This window comes from Nitrosomonas sp. (assembly GCF_024282095.1).
In the GTDB taxonomy this organism is placed as follows: domain Bacteria; phylum Pseudomonadota; class Gammaproteobacteria; order Burkholderiales; family Nitrosomonadaceae; genus Nitrosomonas.
Genome location: NZ_JAMWZS010000005.1, coordinates 57032 through 81070, shown reverse-complemented (window position 1 = coordinate 81070; position 24039 = coordinate 57032). Strand labels below are relative to the sequence as shown.

The window sequence follows — 24039 nt, the reverse complement described above, 5'->3', positions numbered from 1 at the left end:
CAAGATTTATACTTTTGTTGATTTACTATTCGTGGGCTCCAGTTTAGCGAAATACTCTAGCAACATACGGTGTATAAAAATGTAACCACCACCTACTTTCTTGAGCAGGATAAGTTTTGCGCAATGATCCAGGCAAGGTATAAATTTGAGGGGTGTTTTTCCATTGCACCAAAGAACCAAACGTAGAGTATAATGTTTAAGAGCGGATCCTAATCCATGCTTAAACGTCATAACCGAAGCAATATATAGTCCAGTAACTAATGGGCCTGTAGCCAAGACAGTATTTCCAGAGGTAAAAATTTCCGCTGTTGTTCTCTTCAAATAAAATGCGATAAAGATGAATAATAGGCTGTAGGCCGATATAAAAGTTATTAAGGCTACCAACCCAGTCAAGATACTATTTTTTATGCTCAATATAATACCTTGATTAGGCGTATTTTTATCAGTTTTAATTTTCTCGATATAGCCTCCAGAAATTCCGGTAACAATCCCGAAAAAAAATCCAAGAAAGACCCCCATAAGTCCTGAATCGGATGTAAACTCGGCAAGTGATCCCCAAAATAGTATATTTATCAGTAAGTATATTTTGAGGTTATTAAAAAATGCATCTGCCATCCAGCTTAACTCTTCAGTAGCCTTGATGTTGTTTAATGGACCTAAACTAGAAGTAATTAGTCCTACGGCAAATCCTATGAATACAGCTCCGCTAGCAGATCCATTTCCCAGCAGTCCCTCTGGGGAATAGAAGCTAACTAAGCCAGTAATTAATGCACAAATAATACCGTTAAGAGTGGATGAGCTCGATCTAGCAAATAACCCAATCAGAAAACCTAACACTAGTCCAGCCTTCAACTTACCAACCAGTCTTACGTCATTGATGGTGGTATCTGGCAGAGAAATCAGAAGACCAAGCAAGAAAAAAAACAATCCTAAAAACAGTCCGATATTTAGAGATAATATTGCTCCATAAGCAAATCGTTGTTTCCAATTATCCAACCAACTCGGCTGTATATTCTCAACAAAAAGAACTGATTGTGATTGCTCCTGCATCTTCTTGGCTAACCAACTCAGCCACAATTTTACTTTTTCTTTTGGAAAAATCTGATTTGTCGATTCTTTACGTTGAAACATCTTTTCCACATAAGCATCAAAGATTTTCGTCCTCCGAGTTTCTACCGGCAGTTCCTTCTCAACCAGGCTTTCTGAATCTGCCGATTGGTACGCCATGCTCATGATATTCAGCATCAGTGGAGATTGGGCTAATTCCTGCAAAGCGGTATCTTCTTGTATAGCCATTCGTAACGATTTGAGTTCATCCCCTAATGCGGCAAAATAACTATCAATTTGTTGCTGGTTCAACGGTTCGATACAGATTGCCCCATTCATTTTAAGTCGCTCAGGAAGCCATTGATACTCCTTCAAGCGACTGCACACAACCAGACCCGAAGGATGAAATTCATCAATGTATTTATTGATCGCTTCAACACAATTCGGTTGGTTTTCTGTTCTAACTTCATCCAAACCATCAAGCAATGGAACTATATAGCCCTGATCTAACCATGTTCGCGCTAATTTACTTGGCACTTGATAAGCACTGCGCATCTTGTCAGCAATCCATTCCACCAAAGATTGCGATTTTTGCCAACTTGATAGATTTAATACAACCGGAATACGCTCCTTGGAATCGACTGCGGCACGTTTGATAAGTAGTGATGCTAGTTCGAGTAATGTGATGGTTTTACCAGAACCTGGTTCGCCCAAGATCAGTAATAAACCCGTGGCATCAAATACAGTATCAATCTGAGTGTCATCTAAGTGCAATTGCTGGCGCTGCTTTGGCAGATTAACTGTATTATTCCACGGTGTCTCAACGGCATCATCCATGGCATGCTTGCCCAGTGAAATGAGCGTCTGGTGATAAAGAGACTGTTTTAATACACCATCAATCCAGTTTTCCTTAACATGATTTAGCAGGATAAGCAGTTGAGTTCGTTCTTCTGCATTGGGAGGGTCAGCAAGAGAAGGGTAAAGCCGTGCTTCTGTGATCCCTAAATTATCAAGCTTGCCATTTTTGGCTGCCGCATAGATCTTATCAGCTTGCTCTGGGGTTAATTCAAGAAATACCCTAACACTACCTGGTTTACTTTCTGTGATTTTAATGCCGCCACCAATTTTAAGAAGCGCACTAAGTGCAGCGAGTAATTCTTCTTTGTGTTCGTTTGAAAAATCATCGAGGTTACCTGGTAATCTAAGCTCAATGAGTTGTTTTTCTTTTTCAGGAAGAAGCTCTGCTTTATCGCTTGGTTCGCTATTCGATGATGTTTGAGAATCGGGCTTATTTCCGGTGATGCCCCATTGTATTTGCAGCCATGGGTCAGGATCCGGTTCTCTAAAATCTACATAGTGCAGATTTTTTAGTAAAATGGGCAAAGAAGGTATTTTCTCAGTAGTAGGTAAAATAGCAGGGATAACAGGACACTTGCGTTCGACAAACTCATTAATGAAGGCTCTGATTTCTATGTCCTGCCAAGGACCAATGCCGCTTTTACCCACAAAGACTGCTGCAGAATTTATGTTGGCAATTTGTTCTTCAAGTGCTGTTTGCCATAAAGTACCGGGAGGTATTTCTCTTTCATCTAACCAAGGCTTGATTCCTTGCTTTATCAGTTCATCGGCGATGTGCCTTATCTCGGCTTTATCATCACTGTTATGGCAAAGAAATACATCAAATGAATTAGGTTTTGTATTCTTGTTATCCATGGATACTTAGTTCAGAAGATGTTCACAATTTTATGGGGTTATTTCCATGCAATTCCTACTTAGAGGCCATATTAATCCAAGGGTAAATGATGTGCAAACAACGCTTTCATGTATCGGCTATTTACCAATATCATTCTATGAGCCATTCTGGCTCATATGTTATTAAAAAAGCTGCTTTCATCATGATCATTCTCATCACAGCGATTTTCGTCTATGCTGCAATTCAACCGGATACTTTCCGCATTGACCGTTCTATCCAGTAAAATAAAAAAATTAGATCTATCCATTATCGAAAATTATCATGATCACCTCGGGTATTCGATGGCAACAGCGTTTTGCTAGTTACAAAAAAGCGTTGCTGCAACTGCAAAATGCAGTCGACCTGAACCAACAACGCACACTCACGCAACTGGAAAAGCAGGGTGTGATTCAAGCGTTCGAATTCACCCATGAGTTGGCCTGGAACGTACTGAGAGATTATCTGCAGGATCAAGGCAATCAGAATGTCAAAGGTTCAAAAGACGCCACCCGTGAAGCATTTAAAGTAGCGCTCATTGCAGATGGTGAGCAATGGATGGCAATGATACAAAGTCGAAATATCTCATCGCATACTTATGATGATCGTGTCGCTGAGCAGTTGGTTAGCGTGATTATTCAGCACTACTATCCGTTATTTGTCGCGCTAAAAGCGGAAATGGAAAAATACCTGTCATGATTCAGGATCGTCCATTTGGCTTATCGTCCACGACGCTGGACAAACTGAACAGTGTTTTTGCGCAGCACCCTGCAATTAACTCCGTTTTAATTTATGGTTCGCGGGTCAAAGGCAATTATCGAGCGGGCTCCGATATTGACCTGACCATTAAGGGCGATGAAATTCCATTTGCTGAATTCATACACATTGAAAATCAGATTGATGATTTAATGCTGCCTTACACCGTGGATTTATCCCAATACCATCTATTGGAAAATACCGATCTGATTGCGCATATTGATCGTATCGGTGTGGCGATTTATACCCGAGCGAAGGGAGGTGTTGTTCATGCGGCTACGCAATAAACCGGTATTCCTGCGAGTCAGTCGCATAAACAGTAAGTTTAGAAGTGCGCTCATTTACTCAATCGCGTTGATGCTGTTGGGGTGTGGAACAATTAATACGGTTGTCAGGGATGATGCGGTTGCGCGGCGTAATCTCAGTCAAGTGAAGTCGCCCTGCGAAATAATACCGCGAATTTATAGCGGTGTTTCCTATGATATGTGTGTGTTACGTGGGAAACCATCGCGTACGGCATTGTGGGTAGGGGCGATTCCGGAATTAATGCTTGTTGATTTGGCGCTATCAGCAGTATTGGATACCGTTGTTTTGCCTTACACAGTCTATGAGCAAATGAATACAGGTTCGATCCATCTCAAGTAAAGCAATAACAAGCTATTGGTTAGTATAGCTTTTACAATCACTAATTAATGCTAACTTCCGGACAATTAAAATTTATACCATAATCAGCGCTTGATATCTGCCATTTTGGTTTCTCCAATGCAACAATAATCTTCTGTAGAGCCGATGAAAACCCAAAAAGACCAACATACTCCCATGATGCAGCAATACTTGCGCATTAAGGCGCAGCATTCGGACATGCTGATGTTTTATCGCATGGGGGATTTTTACGAGTTGTTTTTTGACGATGCGGAGAAAGCGTCAAAACTGTTGGGAATCACGTTAACGCAGCGCGGCGCTTCTGCCGGGGAGCCGATTAAAATGGCGGGGGTGCCTTATCATGCGGCTGAACAGTATTTGGCAAAACTGGTCAAGGCGGGTGAATCCGTCGCTATTTGTGAGCAGGTGGGGGATCCGGCTACCAGTAAGGGGCCGGTAGCCCGTGAAGTGATTCGCATCATCACACCTGGAACGTTGACTGATGCGGCATTGCTCGAGGATAAGCGCGACTGCATTTTATTGGCTTTGTTTTTGCATGAGTCGACTTTGGGGTTGGCGTGGCTGAATCTGGCGGCTGGGCAATTGCGTGTGATGGAAACGTCATCTCAAAATCTGCTCAGCGAGCTGGAGCGATTGCAGCCGGCAGAAATTCTGTTACCTGAAACGTTGACGCTGACTGAGCTACAAGGAAAAAATTGGGCGTTAAAGCGCTTACCTGTGTGGCAGTTTGATAACGATAGTGCGGTTAATAATCTTACGCGGCAGTTTGCAACGCATGATTTGTCCGGTTTTGGTTGTGAGGATTTATCGACCGCGCTATGCGCCGCTGGTGCCTTATTGGAATACACCCGCCTGACGCAAGGATCGGCTGCGCTCCATATCACGTCATTGCAAGCTGAGCGGGAGAGTATCTATGTGCGCATGGATGCCGCGACACGCCGAAATCTGGAAATTTCTGAAACCATTCGCGGTGAACGATCACCCACGCTGTTGTCATTACTGGACACGTGCTCGACCAATATGGGTAGCCGTTTGCTGCAATTCTGGCTGCATCATCCATTACGCGATCGTGCAGCCATACAAAAACGGCTCGATAGCATTGCAGCTTTGATCGGAGAAAATGAGCAGAACCATTATCTGACCGCGCGCAGCCTGTTGCGGCAGATTGTCGATGTGGAGAGGATTACCGCGCGCATTGCGCTCAAGTCTGCACGCCCGAGGGATTTGTCGGGTTTGCGTGACAGTTTGCAACGATTACCGGAAATTATCCAGACCGTTGCAGCGTGTTGCAGTGAGAGAATCAGTCAATTGATCCAAACCATGCAGATCGAACCTGCGCTGGTTGAATTATTGACTAAATCCTTATTGGAAGAGCCCGGCGTGGTGCTGCGCGAAGGCAATGTGATTGCCGATGGTTATGACGCTGAACTCGATGAATTACGTGCGTTGCAAAACAATTGCGGGGAATTCTTGTTGCAGCTGGAAATGCGCGAAAAGGAGCGCACCGGTATTCCTAATCTGAAGGTGGAATATAATCGCGTGCATGGTTTTTATATCGAAGTCACACACGCGCACAGCGAAAAAATCCCCGACGATTACCGGCGCAGACAAACTTTAAAAAGTGCTGAACGCTACATTACGCCGGAGCTGAAAGCTTTTGAGGATAAAGCATTATCCGCACAGGATCGGGCGTTGGCGCGGGAAAAATATTTATATGATGGATTATTGCAAGCGCTATTAAAGTATGTCCATGCACTGCAGAAAATAGCCGTGAGCATTGCTGAGATCGATGTTCTGTGCGCATTGGCGGAACGTGCGCAAGCACTTGATTATTCCGCCCCGCATTTATCCGATGAGGATGTTTTTACCATAGAGACCGGTCGTCACCCCGTTGTGGAGAGCCAGATAGAAAACTTTGTTGCCAACGATGTTCAGTTAGGCGCCGAGCCTACCGGAAAACCGCAAATGTTGATGATTACCGGTCCCAACATGGGTGGAAAATCCACCTACATGCGGCAAATCGCGCTCATTGCCTTATTGGCTCACTGCGGCAGTTATGTGTCTGCCAAACAAGTGCGCATCGGTGTGCTGGATCAGATTTTCACCCGGATTGGCGCTGCCGATGATCTTGCCGGCGGCCGTTCGACGTTTATGGTGGAAATGACGGAAACAGCCAATATATTGCATAACGCGACGGCGCATAGTCTGGTGCTGATGGATGAAGTCGGGCGCGGTACTTCTACCTTTGACGGTTTGGCACTAGCGTTTGCAATTGCCCGGTATTTGCTGACCAAAAGCCGCAGCTTTACATTGTTTGCAACGCATTACTTTGAATTAACAAAACTTGCGGAAGAGTTTAAACATATCAAGAATGTTCACTTGGATGCGGTGGAGTATAAACACCGCATTGTTTTTCTACATAAAGTAGCCGAGGGTCCGGCAAGCCAGAGTTATGGCTTGCAAGTCGCCGCACTGGCAGGCGTTCCCGAGTCAGTCATTAAAGTGGCGAGAAAGCACCTGATTAAACTGGAGCAGGAGAGTGTAAGGAAAACACCGCAACTGGACTTGTTTTCCAGTTCCGTTCCTGAGCCGGAACAAGATACTGTAGAAGCGCATCCGGTGATTGCGATGTTGCAAAACCTTGCACCGGATGAACTCAGCCCCAAGCAAGCACTCGAGCAGCTTTATGTATTGAAGAAAGCAGTTGATACTGCAAAATGACCGTTAATCTTTGGAGCAACCGGATACCGGTTTTCTGTTAATGCTCATGACCGTGACCATGCGCACCATGTACATGTTCATGAGTAATTTCTTCCAGCGTGGCTGGGCGAACTGCCGTCACTGTGCAGGAAAAATTCAACCGCATACCTGCAAAAGGATGGTTGCCATCGACAATGACGCTATCGTCAGTCACATCGGTGACTTTGTAGACGATGACGTCATCCGAGTCTTCTGCACCGCCTTCAAAATGCATACCTACCGCCACATTAGCAGGAAAAGAACTGCGCGGTTCTACGCGGATCAATTCGGCATCATATTCACCAAAAGTATCTTCCGGTTCCATGGAAACGGAGCAGGAATAACCGATTTCCATTTCATGCAGAGCTTCTTCGACCAAAGGGAAAATGCCACCGTAGCCACCGTGCAAGTAACTGATTGGCGTATCTGTTTTCTCCAGAATGTTTCCTGTGGCATCTGACAATTCATAATTGAGAGAGACCACGGTATTTTTTTCGATGCGCATAGCAGGCTTATCCTTATCTAATCTAATACTCAAAAAGTTTGTCTAAAACTTACATGAAATTGAATAAACGCCATTATACGCACAAAGCAAATTTTTGCCTTGCTTTGAGAAATAAATGCTCGGTGAAAATGCTATCCACAGCACTGCAATTAATTTATTTGCTGCTTCTTGGCTACAGCGCCTCCAGTGCAAATGCTGTTTTCGTAGTGGTAATAAACAATCCCCGTGGCCTTGCTTGCCATGGGGTTGTTTATTATTCCATTGTCAGACGAATTCAGTTATTGGCTAAGCAAATCCGGGTTACCAGCGTTTGATACTGCTGCTTGTGTGAGCGTATTACGGGACAATACGCTTTTCCTGACCGGCGCAAAACTTTGCCGGTGTACCTCGCTGGCACCGTGTTGTTGTAGCGCGGCCAAATGCTGTTTGGTGGGGTATCCTTTGTGCTGATCAAATCCATATAATGGGAAACATTGATGCAGTCTTTGCATTTCTGCGTCCCGCGCTGTTTTGGCAAGGATCGAGGCGGCTGAGATTTCGGGTATTAGGCTATCACCTCGTATGATGGTGCGTACCGGGCATTTCAGGCGTGGACTTTGATTGCCATCGACCCATACCAGATGCGGTGTGAAGGGTAAGCTTTCGACAGCGCGTTTCATGGCAAGCAAGCTTGCTTGTAGAATATTGAGCTGATCAATTTCTTGTACCGAAGCAGAAGCGATTGCCCATGCTTTAGCATATGTTTTGATCGTGATCGCCAGCGCATTACGCTTTTTTTCGCTCAATGTCTTAGAGTCAGCCAGTCCGTCTATTTTGTAGTCGGCATCCAACACAACGCATGCTGCAAAAACAGGTCCGGCCAATGGTCCTCTGCCAGCCTCGTCGGTACCGCAAATCAACGTATTGGTACCAGTTGTTTCGATTCCTGGATTTTCCATTCGCGGCAGCTATAACAGCCGGGGGTGGTTAAGTATTATATATTTCTCGAGGTACACATCAGTTTGGCTTCAGTGACGAGCTGTCCATCGACTTCAGCGCGCGCCGAATACTTCCATAAGCCTTTTATTTGCCGTTCGATGGCTACCTTGAGTATTAACTGATCGCCGGCCATAACGGGTTTTTTAAAGCGAACGCCATCAATGCCTACAAAGTAATAAACTCTGTCGTCCGTATTGGTCGTGTCTTCTGTTCTAAGTGTCAGAATGGCGGCAGCTTGCGCTAATGCTTCTACAATCAAAACGCCGGGCATGACAGGATAATGCGGGAAATGTCCTGAAAAGAAGGGTTCATTGATAGAGACATTTTTTAGCGCAACGATATCCTTGCCCGCCTCGAAAGAGATCACTCTATCCACCAATAACAGTGGATATCGATGCGGAAGATATTTCAGGATTTCGTGAATATTCATGGTGCTCATATTGTTTTCCTTTTAACGCAATATCCATCTTAATAGACGGCTGGGTTCCATAAATGATGGGTTATTCACTATCGAGTGCTTTAATGACCTGGTCTGTAATATCAATGCGATGGCTTCTATAAACAGAGTCTTGCAGTTGCAAAATCAGATCATACTTTTCTGCTTCGGCGATTTTACTGATCGCCCGATTGGTGCGTTCCAGAATGATGCCGTATTCCTCGTTCTGACGCACGCTGAGATCTTCTCGCATTTGTTTTTGTGCGCGTTGATATTCCCGACTAAGATTGGCCAGATTTCTTTCTAAGTGACGCCGTTCAGTTTCTTCCATGGTCATGCCGTTTTTCTCAAGCTTGTCTTGAAGTGTCTTAGCTTGTACAGCAATTTTTTTGATATCTTCGTCACGCGGCACAAATTCCTGTTCAATTTTTTTCTGTGCTTGTATCGCCGGCAAAGATTCTCGCAAAATTTTTTCGGTATTTACCACACCAATTTTGATATCGCCGGCAAACGCAATACCGCCAGCCAATCCACTGGCGAAAGCCATGATGATAAGGACTATCATCATATGGCACCACCATCGATTGATTTTTTTCGGTATTTTCACCTGACAGGATCTCAACTGAATTTAGAATTGTTGGCCGAACATAAATTGGAATCTTTGCAAATTGTCAGCAGGTATGTCGTTGAGTGGTTCTGCAAGACTGACTTTCAGCGGTCCCATCGGCGATACCCAGGTAAGCGCAATCCCAGCGGAGTAACGTATGAAATTGTTAAGCTCATTGAAATTGTTAAATGTCGTACCGCCATCCAGAAATGCACTCAAACGCAACGATCGATCATCTTTCATAAAGGGTACGGGATACATCAGTTCTATATTACCAACAACACGTTTACTGGCACCTACTGCAAATAATCTTGAGTTAATCGCAGAGGAACCACCGGGGATATTGGGGATAACCGTATCACGAGGGCCCAGAGAATTTAAGTCATAACCCCTGACGGAGTTATTACCCCCAGCAAAAAAGTTTTTGAAAAAAGGTAGCGATTTTCCTGTATAGCCATCGCCGTAACCAACTTCTCCATTCACCATCAAGGTCAGGTTATCGGTAATGGGATAAAACCATTTTTGATGGTAACTCACTTTATAGTAATTTAAATCTCCACCCGGTGCGCTGACTTCACCAAACAATCGATGCGTTGTTCCGGAAGTTGTCCAAATTGCACTATCGCGGCGATCACGTGCCCAACTGATCGTGAGTGGGAAATTGTTGGTCGACGTACCAAATTCTTCAACGAAATCTTTGTAGCGTGGCGGGCTATTCGTGAAAATACCCAATTGCGTGTTCTCTGCCGCCAAGCCGATCGATACAATATCATTTTCTGCGATCGGTATACCTAACCGTATTCCCGCACCTACCGTTTCGGTTTTAAACTCGCCAAACCGGGTTAATGGTCGTGTGTCTACGTCGCGCTTGTAGACATCAAATCCAAGACTTACCCCGTTCACTGTAAAATAGGGATTAGTAAATGATGCGGCATAGGTTTTATTGATTGCGCCGGTATTGACATCAAGACTAAAGAAATTACCAGTGCCGAAAATATTGTTCTGAGAAATTGAACCGTTCAGGATCAGTCCCTGGCGATCCGAGTAACCGGCACCAAACATAATAGACCCGGTGGGCCTTTCTTCTACCTTGACATTGATATCAACCTGATCAGTTTTGTTAGGGACAGCAGGCGTTTCCACATTCACGCTGTTAAAGAAAGCCAGCCTATCAACGCGTTGCTTGGAAAGATTAATATTTTTCGTGGAATGCCAGGCGCCTTCCATTTGACGAAACTCGCGGCGTATCACTTCATCGCGTGTACGATCATTGCCCGATATGTTGATACGCCGTACGTATACACGCCGCCCCGGATCAATAAAAAATGTGAAGGCTGCTTGCCGGTTTTCATAATCCAGTTCCGGTGACGCATTGACATTGGCAAATGCATAACCATCGTCGCCTAAACGATCTGTGATTAATTTAATGGATTCCGTCAATTTCTGGCGTGCAAATACTTGTCCAGCCTTAAACAATATCAATTTGCGAATTTCTTCTTCCGGTATCAGGAGCTCGCCAGCCACTTTGATATCAGAGACTTTATACTGAGCCCCCTCAGTAACATTGATGGTGATGTAAATATCACGCATATCGGGTGTTATGGACACTTGCGTGGATTCAATGTTGAATTCCAGATAACCGCGATCAAGATAATGGGAACGTAGTGTTTCTAAATCGGCGGCTAATTTCTGTTTTGAATATTGGTCATTTTTGGTAAACCAGCTCAATAAATCGGGTTTCCTGAGAACAAGCAGGCCACGTAACTCGCTGTCTTTGAATTTCTCATTACCGACAAAATTTATTTTTTTGATGCGGGCGGTCCGGCCTTCATTAATATCAAAATTAATGCCGATGCGATTACGTTCTAACGGTGTAGTCGTGGTGGTGATTTTGACGGCATATTTGCCGCGGCTGATATATTGGCGCTTTAGTTCTTGCTCGGCGCGTTCCAAAAGTGAGCGGCTGAAAATTCTGGATTCCGATATGCCCGCCTGTTTTAGGCCTTCAACAAGCTTATCTTTTTCAAACTCTTTTGCGCCGTTGATGCTGATTTGCGCGATAGCCGGCCGTTCATCGACTTCTACGATTAACACACCGTTTTCAGATTTTAATCTGACATCTTTGAAGAAGCCTGTTGCATAGAGTGCCTTGATGGCTTCTGTTGCTTTTGCTTCATCCAGCGTATCGCCGACTTTAATCGGGAGATAACTGAAAATAGTACCGGCTTCAGTGCGTTGTATACCTTCAACGCGAATATCTTTAACTACGAAGGATTCACTTGCCCAGCATGAGATAGCAAAGAAGAAGCCAGCCAGTGCAACAAAATACTTGAATTTCATTATCTAACCAGTGATAAGCCGATTAATATCGTTATATATGGCAAAAACCATCAGTGTAAGCAACATCGTCAGACCGATCTTCTGGCCAATCAGCATAATCTTGTCAGAAAGCGGAGCCCCTCTGATCATTTCGATGAAATAATACATTAAATGTCCGCCGTCAAGAATGGGGATGGGTAGCAGATTCAGCACACCGATGCTGACGCTGATTAAAGCAAGAAATGCCAAATAGGATACCAATCCCATTTGTGCAGATTGGCCAGCATAGTCAGCAATTGAGATGGGGCCGCTGACATTTTTCCAGGACACATCCCCCGTGATCATTTTAGATAGCATTTGTAATGTCAGGATGGTTGTTTCCCAAGTCTTCTCAACGGCTTTCTGAATCGCTTTACCGGGCGGATAACTGACGGTGATCATTAATTCTTGGAATTCAGCCTGATTGATAACAGGTGCTATGCCGATCTTGCCGATTTGCTTGCCATTTTCTGTGGCTGTCTCGGGTGTGATGGCCAGCATGATCACTTGATTGTCACGTAAAATTTCCAACTCCAGAGTGCGTCCTGGATTGGCGCGTATTTCTTGCACCAGCGTCATCCAGGTTTCGATTTCGATATTATTGACGGCTAAAATTTCATCCCCTGCTAACAAGCCGGCATGATAACCAACGCCATCAGGAACTACTTCAGCAATAACAGGCTTGATCGTGGGCTGATAACTATTTAATCCGATAAGTCCAAGCAAATTTTCATTCAATTTATCGGGATCAATATGACTCAGGTCTAAATGTCGCCAATTGATCTCGCCATTGTTATTGACGGTTTGTACTTTGACGTTCGCCGATTGATCAATTGCGTATCGTAATAAAGTCCAGCGGGCATCCTGCCAGCTGGCGACCGCTTCATTCTCGATACTGACAATGGTTTCACCCGCTTCAAATTTTGCATAGGCAGCAGGTGTGGCCGGTTCAACTGGCCCCAATACTGGTTTCATACCATTAACACCCAGTATAAATAGTAGCCAATATAGCGCGATAGCTAACAGAAAGTTGGCTATCGGGCCGGCCGCAACGATGGCAAAGCGACGCGCAACCGGTTGACGATTAAACGCACGAGGTAAATCTTCGGGAGCTACTTTTCCTTCGTTCTCATCCAGCATTTTGACGTAACCGCCCAGTGGGATTGCTGCAATCACCCACTCTGTTTGATCTTTTCCCCAGCGTTTACGAAAAATGGGTTGACCGAATCCAATGCAAAATCGCAATACTTTGACGCCATTCCAGCGGGCTATCAGATAATGACCAAATTCATGAAATGTAATCAGGACGCCTAAGGCGACAATGAAAGAAATGATTGTATAAGTTATTGACATGTCAAGTTATTGTGCGCGTCCGAGAAGGTGTATTGCTGCATGATGCTGATTATTTCATGGCTTCATTGAGTGAATGCAAGGCAGATACTATCATTAATTAAGGAAAATTGAATCCATCTTCATTATCAACAAGTTTTCTCGCATCATCTATTGCAGATTTGCAAGCCACTCTTGCGCCTTGTCACGAGCTAACGCGTCTGTTCTTAGCACATCATCCAGCGTAGTCATCTCTTCCCGTTGTATTGTTTGCATAACATGCGCAATCATAGTTGGGATCGCTGTAAATGCCATGCGCTTTTTAAGAAAAGATTCCACGGCGACCTCATTGGCGGCATTCAGCACTGCGGGCATGTTTCCACCCGTGGCAAGTGCTTGATAGGCTAATCCTAGACATGGGAACCTATTAAAGTCAGGCGCTTCAAAATCAAGATGAGCAACTTTGAACATATCTAAAGCGGGTACCCCACTTTCAATTCTATCCGGATAGCCCATGGCATGCGCAATCGGTGTACGCATATCAGGGTTACCAAGCTGCGCGATGACCGAGCCATCGACATAGGCAACCATCGAGTGAATCACACTCTGTGGATGAATGACCACCTGGATTTTATCCGGCGCTGCATCAAACAGCCAATGCGCTTCAATAACTTCCAAGCCTTTATTCATCATGGTGGCTGAATCCACTGAAATTTTCTGGCCCATGTCCCAATTGGGGTGCGCGCAAGCCTGCTCAGGCGTTACTTTCTCTAAGGAAGCTAAAGGGGCGCATCGGAATGGCCCGCCCGAAGCGGTAAGCAGTATACGACTGATGCCTGCTGCAGCTAAGTTACCATTAAAGTGATGCGGCAATGATTGATAGATCGCGTTATGTTCGCTATCGATCGGTAGCAACGTGGCATTGTTTTGCTTGACCAGATCCATGAAAATCCGTCCAGCCATAACCAACGTTTCTTTATTGGCGAGTAACACCAGTTTTCCTGAACGAGCTGCCGCAAACGTCGGACGAATACCCGCAGCGCCTACAATGGCTGCCATGACAGCATCTACTTCTGGCAGGGAGGCTACTTTTTCTAGTGATTCAATGCCTGATAAGACTTCGGTATCGATTCCGGCTGTTTGTATTGCTTGAGTCAATTGTTCAGCACTGTCCGCGTTTAACATTACCGCATAGCGTGGTCGGAAACGTTGGCATTGCGACAGCATCTTTTCAACACTATTGTTGGCAGTCAGTGCAAAAGCCTGGAAACGATCAGGGTGACGCGCGATGACATCCAGTGTGCTTTCTCCAATACTACCGGTAGATCCGAGTATAGTTATTTGGCGGATAGTTTTCATAACGAAGGGGAGTAATAAATGAGTAATGCCAACGTAGCAAGTGGCAATGAAGACGTCAGCGCATCAATGCGATCAAGTATGCCGCCATGACCTGGCAGAATGTTGCCACTATCCTTAACGCCCGCCTGACGCTTTATCAGTGATTCGTATAAATCTCCGATAATGCCTAGGATGGCCATAGCCATCAGTAATGGTATCAATGTTATCGCTGAAGATGCTTCAGCTATCCAGAAATTCCAAGCTAAACCATATATCAATACAGCAATTAAAGCGCCCGCGACACCTTCCCAGGTTTTATTCGGACTAATCGTGTAGGCAAGTTTATGTTTACCTAACGATCGTCCGGTGAAGTAGGCTGCAGTATCTGAAATCCAGATGGTTGCCATAAAGCCCAGTAAGAGCAATGGGCTGATAACGCGTAATTGATATAGCGCCAAACAGGTCGGTAATAATACTATCCAGCCAATCAACATCCAGATCACGGGATTTTTAATGGTATAAAGTTGTTTTAGATAGAGTGGTGCGCCCACTATCCAAAAAATAACTGACAAGATATATACCCATAGTAGGTCCGATGAATAGATACTGATTTGTACAGATTCACGCAATAGAAACAATAACTCTCCGCCTACTAATACCGTGAGTAGCATATAAGCGATGGTATTTCGGACCGAGAGTTGTGCTAATTTACTCCATTCACGTGCGCCGATGGCTGTCAGCGCCAGTAAAAAAGTTACCCAGAAAATGTCTTGCAAATAGAATATTGCGGATAGAAATAAAGGCAAGATGATGATTGTGGTGAGAATGCGAGCTTTAAGCATGTATATTGCTCTTCCTATCCTTCAGCAGATAACGCCATCTGAAGCTGCTCGCTGGTGCGACCAAACCGACGCTCCCGCTGTTGATAAGATTGAATGGCTAATTCAAGTTCATGTTCATTAAAATCAGGCCATAGCGTATTCGTAAAATATAATTCAGTATAAGCGAGCTGCCATAGCAAAAAATTACTAATGCGACATTCTCCGCCGGTGCGAATAAATAAATCAGGTTCGGGCGCATAGCTTAGGGAAAGATATTGTGCCAGATTTTCTTCCTCGAAGTTAAGCGGTACCTCGGATGATTGCGCCATCATTTTACGCATAGCCTGCATGATATCCCAGCGCCCTCCGTAATTGGCGGCGATAGTGAATGTTAGTCGTGTATTTTGAGCAGTTAACTGCTCGCCGCTCTGGATGAACTCTATTATTTTAGGTTCAAACTTTGATATATCGCCGATTACTTTAAATCGAATACCATTTTCATGCAGCTTGGTAATTTCTTGCTCCAATGCGCCTGTAAAAAGTTGCATCAAAAAAGAAATTTCTTCTGCGGGTCGGCGCCAATTTTCGCTGCTGAATGCGAATAAAGTGAGATAGGCAACATTGCGCTCTATGCAGGCTTTTATAACGCCACGAACGGTTTCAACGCCTTGCTGATGTCCAGCCATACGAGGCATGAAGCGATTTCGAGCCCATCGTCCATTACCATCCATGATAATAGCGATATGTTTGGGTATTAAACCTGTTTCAGGTATCTCTAGCGTTGAACTTGGGCCTTGAGGCATATCAAACAGCCATCAGTTCGGCTTCCTTGACTTGTAAAACTTTATCGATCTCAGTGATGTAGCGATCAGTCAGTTTTTGAATATCATCTTGACCGCGGCGTTCATCATCTTCCGATATTTCTTTGGATTTCAGTAATTCTTTCAAGTGTGCATTGGCATCTCTACGTATATTGCGCATTGCAATACGAACAGCTTCCGCTTCATGTTTTACCACTTTAATAAGATCTCGGCGCCGTTCTTCAGTGAGTGCTGGCATAGGAACACGGATGGTTTCACCAACCGGCATTGGGTTTAAGCCTAAATCAGATTCCCGAATTGCTTTTTCAATTGGACTGCCCATTTTTTTTTCCCAAGGAATAACGCCGATGGTTCGTGCATCAATTAAATTGATATTGGCCACTTGGTTGATTGGTGTTGGCGTTCCATAATAGTCAACGGTAATATGATCAAGGAAACCAGTATGTGCTCGTCCACTTCTGACCTTACTTAAATCTACTTTTAATGCTTCGAGGCTTTTTTGCATTTTCTGTTCAGCAGACTTTTTTACATCAGCAATCATAATATTTATCCCTTTTGCATCTTTATTTCAAGAGATTGCAATCAAACTCGGATCAGACTGTTACTAACGTCCCTTCATCTTCTCCAATGATTATACGTTTAAGCGCTCCGGCCTTAAAAATACTAAATACATTTAATGGTAATTTCTGGTCACGACAGAGTGTCAATGCTGTTGCATCCATCACTTGCAGATTCTTGGCAATCGCTTCATCAAAAGATAACTTATGAAAACGCGTTGCTTCCGGATTGATTTTTGGGTCGCTGGTATAGATGCCATCCACCTTGGTAGCTTTAAGCATAATATCGACATTCATTTCCATGCCCCGTAATGCAGCCGCAGTATCTGTGGTAAAAAAAGGATTTCCGGTTCCTGCTGCGAAAATGACTATTCTACCGTCTTTCAGATAACGTATCGCTCTTCCACGGATATAAGGCTCTACCACTTGCTCGATGCGCAAAGCGGATTGTATACGCGGCACCAGTCCAGCCAATTTCATGGCATCTTGCAATGCCAAAGCATTCATGACGGTAGCCAGCATCCCCATATAATCTGCAGTAACACGCTCAAGTCCACTATTAGCCGATTGCATGCCACGAAAAATATTACCACCACCTACAACGATTGCGATTTCAACCCCTAGCTTACTGATTTCTTCAATCTCAGCAACGATTCTTCCCATTACCGCGTGATTAATGCCATATTTGTCTTCGCCCATCAGGGCTTCACCGGATAGTTTGAGTAAAATACGTTTATAGGCAGTTGTGGTCATAGCGGATGGCTTTTTGAGAGTACCGTAACTTGAATGATTATACTTGTCCCATCTGTGCTTTTACTTCCTCAGCAAAATTCTCAGATTTCTTTTCTATACCTTCACCGACAACGAACATAGTAAAACCATTTACTTTGGCGGATTTTTTGGCCAGTAATTTTTCCACGGTTTGCTCTGGGTCTTTAACAAAGGGTTGGCCTAATAGTGTGATTTCTGCAAGATATTTTGCAATGCGACCATCGACCATTTTTTCGATAATATTCGCCGGCTTACCACTATCGGCGGCTTGTGCAGTAAAAATCTGACGTTCATGTTCCAGCACATCTGCCGACACTTGCTCCTTGGATACGCACATAGGTTTACTGGCCGCAATATGCATTGCCAAATCCTTGCCCAGTACTTCGTCTCCACCCGTGTAATCCACCATGACACCGATTTTGGTTCCATGAAGATAGGATGCCAGCTGGCCTTGTGTCGTATGGCGTGCACAACGGCGGATACTGATGTTCTCCCCCAATTTCATGATTAGTGCCTTGCGGGTTGATTCCACAGTTTCGCCGGAAGGTAGCGATGCATCACTTAATGCTGCGATGTCAGTCAAGCTTTTGGTTGCTATGAGTTCAGCCAGGTTTTTGGAAAAATGAATGAGATCGTCGTTCTTGGCAACAAAATCCGTCTCGCAATTGACTTCAACGAGTGCACCGCAACGACTATCTGCTGAGATATATACGCCAACGACACCTTCCGCTGCAATTCGGCCAGCTGCCTTACTTGCTTTGGCACCACTTTTAATTCTCAACAAATCCTCAGCTGCCTTCATATCACCAGCAGTCTCTGCCAAGGCTTTCTTGCATTCCATCATGCCGAGCCCTGTCATCTCACGCAGTTCTTTTACCATGCTTGCGGTAATTTCCGCCATTTTTACTTTACTCCAGATACAAAATTAGTTTACGAATGGGGTACAGATACTTACCAGATAGAGAGTACGCTTACATTCTATACAAATCTGGTAAGTTGCACATATATAGTCCATATGTCTGATGAATACTAAAGAAAAGCAGTTTTTTGCTTATTCAGCTTCTGCAGTACTCATTTCAACAATTTCTTGAATGGCTTGATTACGTCCTTCCAGAATAGCATCAGCTACACCACGGGCATATAAGCGTATTGCCCGACTTGAATCATCGTTTCCTGGAATGATGTACTGTAAACCATCCGGATTATGATTGGTGTCCACTACGCCAATGACTGGAATGCCAAGCTTTCTGGCTTCTGTAATAGCACCTTTTTGATATCCAACATCAATGACAAATAAAGCATCGGGAAGGCCTTTCATGTCTTTGATGCCACCTAAGCTGTTGTTGAGTTTTTCTAATTCTCTTTGGAGATCAAGCGCTTCTTTTTTTACTAACTTATCCAGTGTGCCATCTTGAGCCATATTTTCCATATCTTGTAAGCGTTTGACAGATTGCTTTATAGTTTTGAAATTAGTCAGCATTCCGCCTAACCAGCGTTGGTCTACATAAGGGGAATTGCAGCGCATCGCTTCTTCGCGCACAATGTCACGCGCCTGCCGCTTGGTGCCAACAAACAGGATAACACCTTTGTTCGCTGATAATTGGCGTACGTATTTCATGGCTTCTTCGTACATCACCAAAGTGTTTTCAAGGTTGATGATGTGAATTTTATTACGATGGCCAAATATATACGGGGCCATTTTGGGATTCCAGAAGCGTGTTTGGTGTCCAAAATGAACACCTGCTTCCAGCATTTGTCGCATGGTTACAGACATAAGTTCTCCTTTAGGATTGAGCCTCCATTCACCGCAATCACTCCATATGCAGAGTGTATTTTGTAGGCGAATGTGCGAATTTAATTTGACTTGCATATAATGCAGGCATTACAGCCAGTTACCAATAATTTAGAGTCAAATTATTTGTATATTATAGCATTTTCCAATACTTACTCAAGTTGACATGAAATAGAATAAGCGTGTTGACGATTTTTATGTTGTGATGGAAACTTTTCCAGGGGACTGATCTGATAAGATGTTCTGTTGATTCGTGGCAAAGATCGTCAAGGTTTGCTAGGTATCACAGGTTGTGTTTCCCATTTTCATTCTTAAGCGAGCAATATCGTTTATTTGTATGTGCTTGTTATCGACTGTAATGATATTTTCATCCTGGAGTTTAGAAAAAGCGCGACTAACGGTTTCTAGTTTAAGGCCGAGGTAGCTGCCAATCTCTTCGCGCGTCATGCGTAGATTAAAATTGCATTCGGAATAGCCACGCATTAGAAACCGGCGCGATAAGTTGAGCAGAAAGGTCGCCAGGCGCTCTTCCGCCTTCATACTGCCTAGCAGCAGCATAACCCCGTGATCCCGCACTATCTCACGGCTCATGATTTTATGAAAATGACGCATCAGTGACGGGATAACGCGGCTGATTTCCTCTAATTTCTCAAAAGGAATCTCGCATACTTCACTATCTTCAAGGGCGATCGCATCACACGTATGTATTTCTGTGCTGATAGCATCCAATCCCAGCAATTCGCCTGTCATATGAAAACCAGTAACTTGTTGCCGCCCGTCTTGTTCGAGTATGCAGGTCTTTAAAAATCCTCTACGAATGGCAAATAGTGATTGAAACTTTGAACCTGTGCGATAGAGCGATCCGCCTCGTTGAATTTTACGCTTATGGCTTACTACATCGCCGAGCGCTTGTATCTCTTGCTCATTTAGGCCGACTGGCAAGCATAGTTCGCGCAAACTACAGGTCGCACAGCTTGATCTGACGTGTGAGATGTCAAGATGATTACATGTCGAGATTTCTAGAGGCAAAGTATTTTCCAAATGTAAGGAACTGCGTATTCATACTCCGGTTGATTTGAATCAAAGCTGATATTTGTGATTTATGCATAATCTTACCGATATTATCCAAGAAAGTGGAGTTTCTTTTTTGATTTGAACAGTATTTAAGATCATGCGGATAGGCGTCAGTAGATTTACTTATTACACATCAATTTTAATTTCTTTTGACTTCAATCGTTACAAAGGAAAATATCTTAGTGCATTCGCCATCGGCTGCTGCTTTGCTGGAAATTAATTTGGACTTTATGCGCCATTTCGGATGTCATTATGCAGACTATCGCGTGTATCCGGAAATAGATTATTTTGTTGAAACATTTGATGCGCATCGATATTCAGCTTGGTTTAGTCGTCGTAAGACTGGATCTTTTCGTAGATCGTTGTCATTGTATGTGCACATTCCTTTTTGTCATTCTGCATGCTTTTATTGCCATTCTAATCAGATTGTTTCTGATAATCATGGCAGTATAAAAAAATATCTTAATTATTTGTCACGTGAAATAAGACTCCAAGGCCAGTTACTTAAAAATGCTCCCATAGTTGAGCGATTGTATTTTGGAGGCGGTACACCTACTTTTCTGAGTAATGCGCAATTAAGTGGCATCATCAATGACATCCAGAAAAATTTTAATTTAATAAAAGCGGGGGAGTTTTGCATAGAGATTGATTCGCGGCAAATTGCTCAACTTTCTATGCCCGCATTGAAAGCAATCGGTTTTAACTGCGCAATTATCGGGGTACAGGATTTTGATCAACTGGTACAGCAGTCCATACATCGTATTCAAACAGAAGATGCTACATTGTGTGCTATTCGCGATGCGCAACAAGCAGGCTTTAAAACAATCAGAATTGAATTGATTTACGGATTACCCAAACAGAGCCTAGAAAAATTTGCCTATACTTTGGAAAGCATTATTGCTGCAAATCCGGTTCAAATTAATTTATTGAATTATTGGCATCTACCGGAGAAATTCAAGCCACAGCGAAGCATTAACTTAGAAGATTTGCCAAATGAAGAAACCAGGCTTGAGATGTTGTTGCTTGCAATTACTCGTTTGACTGATGCGGGTTATACGCATATTGGCATGAATCTTTTTGCTAAACAGGACGATCAGTTAGTCATTGCACAACGACAAGGCAGGTTGCATTACGGTTTACAAGGTTATTCGATTTATCCTGATTGCGATCATATCGCATTAGGTGTCTCAGGAATCGGAAGTGTCGGGCCGACCTTAAGCCAGAATCATTGTGATCTTCTGCACTACTACGACAAGCTAGAACACGGCATGCTTCCAATAATGCGTGGGATTGAATTAAGTGCTGACGATTTGATGCGCCGTTCCGTTATGCAAGCGCTTATTTGTCACTCAGTACTCTCATTCGAATCGGTAGAAACTTTCTTTCCAATTGAATTTAAATACTACTTCGCAACGGAATTAAAAGAACTTCTGTTGTATGCACAAGCTGAATTGATAACGTTGGATGATGAAGAGATTGTTGTTACACCGAGAGGGCAGCTGCTGATTAGTAGTATTTGCGGAATTTTTGATAAATATCTGCGTACCCATCAGCAGCGCAAAAATCATTCGCTGCTGATATGATTTAATTTCACCTACGCGTCTATCCAGACTGCCGGGTGAAACACTATTTGCTGACTTGACTATTCGTCAGAACATACTCGGCTAAACGATTTGCGGCTTCACCTTGAATATTTTTGAATGCCGGCATTCTCATGCTTCCCGACTGAAATTTCTTAATAATCGCTTCCTTATTCGCAACTTTTTCACTCAGCACCATCGCAACATTAGCGCTTATCGGTTTGTGGCATTCTGTACACGCTGAGCTGAAGATCGTTTCACCAGAAGCATCTGCTGGAGGAGTATAGTCTTTACTCGCTCCGCAGCCGACTAATATCAGTAGTGCCGACATCGTTAACGCACAATTCAATTTTTTCATTTTCTAACTCCAGTTTGCAGTTTTATTCAATTCAATTTTCAATGACACGGAAAAAATTCCGTCCAAAAATTAGCTACATTAGCATTATATAATCAGTCGCCATATAACCAGCCTACCATACCCAGTGTCATGACAACTTGTCAAACAAATGTTTTAAGTTGGTTATCAGTTACTTTGTATCCATCTTTCTTGAGATATTTAGTGCATTGATTATTAAAGTAATTTGTGGTTTAAGGAAGTATATTATTTTAATAAAGGTGAAAATTCTCAGGAAAATAATGCCGGCTTAAGGTGCTGAGCCTTAACAGGCCGTTGAAAAACTATCTGTGTCGCCACTACGCGGTGTTAAAAACAGCTTCAAGATGCTCATTTATCACGCGTAAACTGCGCTTTCTCATTTGTTTTTGCCTGGTATCGGCTGCCTCGAAAACGTTTTTCAACGGCCTGTCTGTTAATGAGAACAATAGAAGTACTATCACACATTGTGGTTTTTTCTTGACACTTTCTTAACAATTGCCGTGTTATTGTGCGCAGCTGTGTCATAAAAAAATGTCATTAGAGTTCTTGGATTTCTAATCTAGGTTATTAAATCTTAATTGTAATTAGCTGTAATAATATGGTTTGTTGCGGTCGTTTTTCTTAACATTTTCTTGACATTTATTGTGTTAATGTGCGCGACTGTGTAATTAGTAAGGTGTGCGTGAAAATTCATTTTTCAGGCGAGAAAGTGAAGCAAGCAACTGCTTACATTCAATAAATAGTGAGTGGTTGCATGCGTAGAGGTTGCTTTTTTATATTAACTAACAGCTTCAGAAAATTATATTGTTTTAAAGGGAGATTGCATGTTTAAGAAAATAAACAAATTTATTTTATTGGTTGCGTTTGGTTTGATTTTTAGTAACCCGGCCGCTGCTGACAGGACCGTAGAAGATTTTGAAGTTTGGGGAAATATTACAGCACTGGGTAATTTTGGTGCGATTAACCCGAATAATCCGGACTTAAAAAAATTCAGATGGTGGATGGAAGGACAAGGACGTTTTGGTAATGATGCTACTCAATTTACGCAATCCCTGATACGTCCTGGTTTAGGTTATGCGATAACCGATAAAATTGTTGTGTGGGCAGGTTACGCTTGGGCACCAACAGCTGAACCGTTATCGATCGCGCATCCATTTAATGAGCACCGAATCTGGGAGCAAGTGACCTGGGCGGATAATTTCTCATTTGGTAGATTATCAGCACGTAGCCGTTTTGAGCAGCGATTCTTCGACCATAACGCTCCCATTGCTGGTAGTGATGATGTGGCTCATCGATTCCGCCAATTGGTTAAACTGGCGGTTCCAATGCCGGCAATAGATCCGAATCTCAGTTTTATCGTTCAAAGCGAATTGTTTATCGCCATGACGACCGTTGATAATCCTGGTTTCATTTCTCGTGGTTACGATCAGAACCGGGCATTCGTTGGATTGGGTTACAAAATCAATCAGTATGCAACCGTTGAATTGGGTTATATGAACCAATTCATCAACAGACCGCATAGCGCTCGTCCTGATCAAATGATGCACAATCTGGTAGCTAATTTGTTTCTGAATTTCTAAACTGATTTGCTGTACTGCTTTATATAACAGTAGTGTCTGTTTCTTATTCGGCCGATTAATTTCCTTTAACTCAAGAAATTAATCGGCCAAAATTTTTCTGTTTCCAAGCTTGTATCACAGAGTATATCTGTCAACGGATTTCCCGTTTCCTGGTTTTTTTCCTGAATTCATTGTCTATTCGT

22 protein-coding genes are annotated in these 24039 nt (G+C 43.4%); 6 read left to right on the top strand and 16 right to left on the bottom strand.

Annotated elements, in window-relative coordinates:
• Positions 1-6: 6 nt before the first annotated feature.
• Positions 7-2760 carry a TIR domain-containing protein gene (locus Q0K92_RS02820; RefSeq protein ID WP_297324284.1) on the bottom strand — a complete coding sequence of 918 codons (2754 nt, stop codon included), beginning with the start codon at positions 2758-2760 and terminating at the stop codon, positions 7-9.
• 301 nt (positions 2761-3061) lie between these two features.
• Between Q0K92_RS02820 and Q0K92_RS02815 the strand changes: the two genes are divergently transcribed.
• The 4 genes from Q0K92_RS02815 to mutS all read left to right on the top strand — a co-directional run bounded on the left by Q0K92_RS02815 (position 3062) and on the right by mutS (position 6916).
• Positions 3062-3475, top strand: coding sequence for a nucleotidyltransferase substrate binding protein (locus Q0K92_RS02815; RefSeq protein ID WP_297324283.1), 414 nt, complete (start codon positions 3062-3064; stop codon positions 3473-3475).
• Entirely contained in the window at positions 3472-3819 is a 348-nt protein-coding gene (locus Q0K92_RS02810; RefSeq protein WP_297324282.1) for a nucleotidyltransferase domain-containing protein, read from the top strand. The genes Q0K92_RS02815 and Q0K92_RS02810 overlap by 4 nt, the downstream gene beginning before the upstream one ends.
• On the top strand, positions 3803-4177 hold the full coding sequence (locus Q0K92_RS02805) for a YceK/YidQ family lipoprotein (protein WP_297324281.1): 375 nt from the start codon (positions 3803-3805) through the stop codon (positions 4175-4177). The genes Q0K92_RS02810 and Q0K92_RS02805 overlap by 17 nt, the downstream gene beginning before the upstream one ends.
• A gap of 144 nt (positions 4178-4321) precedes the next feature.
• Positions 4322-6916, top strand: coding sequence for a DNA mismatch repair protein MutS (gene mutS / locus Q0K92_RS02800; protein WP_297324280.1), 2595 nt, complete (start codon positions 4322-4324; stop codon positions 6914-6916).
• 37 nt (positions 6917-6953) lie between these two features.
• On the opposite strand, the gene Q0K92_RS02795 is transcribed toward mutS, so the two are convergent.
• The 14 genes from Q0K92_RS02795 to fnr form a co-directional block, all read right to left on the bottom strand.
• Positions 6954-7439, bottom strand: a complete 486-nt coding sequence (locus Q0K92_RS02795; protein WP_297324279.1) for a peptidylprolyl isomerase — start codon at positions 7437-7439, stop codon at positions 6954-6956.
• Positions 7440-7717: 278 nt separating this feature from the next.
• Entirely contained in the window at positions 7718-8377 is a 660-nt protein-coding gene (gene rnhB, locus Q0K92_RS02790; protein WP_297324278.1) for a ribonuclease HII, read from the bottom strand.
• 35 nt (positions 8378-8412) lie between these two features.
• Positions 8413-8856, bottom strand: coding sequence for a 3-hydroxyacyl-ACP dehydratase FabZ (gene fabZ / locus Q0K92_RS02785; RefSeq protein WP_297324277.1), 444 nt, complete (start codon positions 8854-8856; stop codon positions 8413-8415).
• A 61-nt stretch (positions 8857-8917) separates the two neighbouring features.
• Positions 8918-9421 (bottom strand): OmpH family outer membrane protein, encoded by a 504-nt coding sequence (locus Q0K92_RS02780; RefSeq protein WP_297324276.1) that lies wholly within the window; start codon positions 9419-9421, stop codon positions 8918-8920.
• Positions 9422-9481: 60 nt separating this feature from the next.
• Positions 9482-11800, bottom strand: coding sequence for an outer membrane protein assembly factor BamA (bamA, locus tag Q0K92_RS02775; protein WP_297324275.1), 2319 nt, complete (start codon positions 11798-11800; stop codon positions 9482-9484).
• Positions 11801-11803: 3 nt separating this feature from the next.
• The gene (gene rseP, locus Q0K92_RS02770) at positions 11804-13171 is read right to left on the bottom strand and encodes an RIP metalloprotease RseP (RefSeq protein WP_297324274.1); all 1368 of its coding nucleotides are present in this window, start codon (positions 13169-13171) and stop codon (positions 11804-11806) included.
• A 147-nt stretch (positions 13172-13318) separates the two neighbouring features.
• Positions 13319-14506, bottom strand: a complete 1188-nt coding sequence (gene ispC / locus Q0K92_RS02765; protein ID WP_297324273.1) for a 1-deoxy-D-xylulose-5-phosphate reductoisomerase — start codon at positions 14504-14506, stop codon at positions 13319-13321.
• Positions 14503-15327 (bottom strand): phosphatidate cytidylyltransferase, encoded by an 825-nt coding sequence (locus Q0K92_RS02760; RefSeq protein ID WP_297324272.1) that lies wholly within the window; start codon positions 15325-15327, stop codon positions 14503-14505. Before Q0K92_RS02760 ends, ispC begins: the two co-directional genes overlap by 4 nt.
• A gap of 14 nt (positions 15328-15341) precedes the next feature.
• Positions 15342-16109 carry a polyprenyl diphosphate synthase gene (uppS, locus tag Q0K92_RS02755; protein ID WP_297324271.1) on the bottom strand — a complete coding sequence of 256 codons (768 nt, stop codon included), beginning with the start codon at positions 16107-16109 and terminating at the stop codon, positions 15342-15344.
• A gap of 1 nt (position 16110) precedes the next feature.
• Positions 16111-16668, bottom strand: coding sequence for a ribosome recycling factor (gene frr / locus Q0K92_RS02750; RefSeq protein ID WP_297324270.1), 558 nt, complete (start codon positions 16666-16668; stop codon positions 16111-16113).
• Between the two features lie 52 nt (positions 16669-16720).
• Positions 16721-17437 (bottom strand): UMP kinase, encoded by a 717-nt coding sequence (gene pyrH / locus Q0K92_RS02745; protein WP_297324269.1) that lies wholly within the window; start codon positions 17435-17437, stop codon positions 16721-16723.
• A gap of 37 nt (positions 17438-17474) precedes the next feature.
• Positions 17475-18356: a translation elongation factor Ts gene (tsf, locus tag Q0K92_RS02740; protein WP_297324268.1), complete on the bottom strand. Its 882-nt coding sequence runs from the start codon at positions 18354-18356 to the stop codon at positions 17475-17477.
• A 150-nt stretch (positions 18357-18506) separates the two neighbouring features.
• The gene (gene rpsB, locus Q0K92_RS02735; protein WP_297324267.1) at positions 18507-19229 is read right to left on the bottom strand and encodes a 30S ribosomal protein S2; all 723 of its coding nucleotides are present in this window, start codon (positions 19227-19229) and stop codon (positions 18507-18509) included.
• Between the two features lie 294 nt (positions 19230-19523).
• On the bottom strand, positions 19524-20264 hold the full coding sequence (gene fnr, locus Q0K92_RS02730) for a fumarate/nitrate reduction transcriptional regulator Fnr (RefSeq protein WP_297324297.1): 741 nt from the start codon (positions 20262-20264) through the stop codon (positions 19524-19526).
• Positions 20265-20470: 206 nt separating this feature from the next.
• On the opposite strand from fnr, the gene hemN reads away from it, so the two are divergent.
• A complete protein-coding gene (gene hemN, locus Q0K92_RS02725) occupies positions 20471-21904 on the top strand; it encodes an oxygen-independent coproporphyrinogen III oxidase (protein ID WP_297324266.1) in 1434 nt (477 codons plus the stop codon).
• A 43-nt stretch (positions 21905-21947) separates the two neighbouring features.
• Here the strand turns inward: hemN and Q0K92_RS02720 are convergent, their stop codons facing one another.
• Positions 21948-22259: a cytochrome c gene (locus tag Q0K92_RS02720; protein WP_297324265.1), complete on the bottom strand. Its 312-nt coding sequence runs from the start codon at positions 22257-22259 to the stop codon at positions 21948-21950.
• An 842-nt stretch (positions 22260-23101) separates the two neighbouring features.
• On the opposite strand from Q0K92_RS02720, the gene Q0K92_RS02715 reads away from it, so the two are divergent.
• A complete protein-coding gene (locus Q0K92_RS02715; RefSeq protein WP_297324264.1) occupies positions 23102-23857 on the top strand; it encodes a DUF2490 domain-containing protein in 756 nt (251 codons plus the stop codon).
• Positions 23858-24039: the final 182 nt, after the last annotated feature.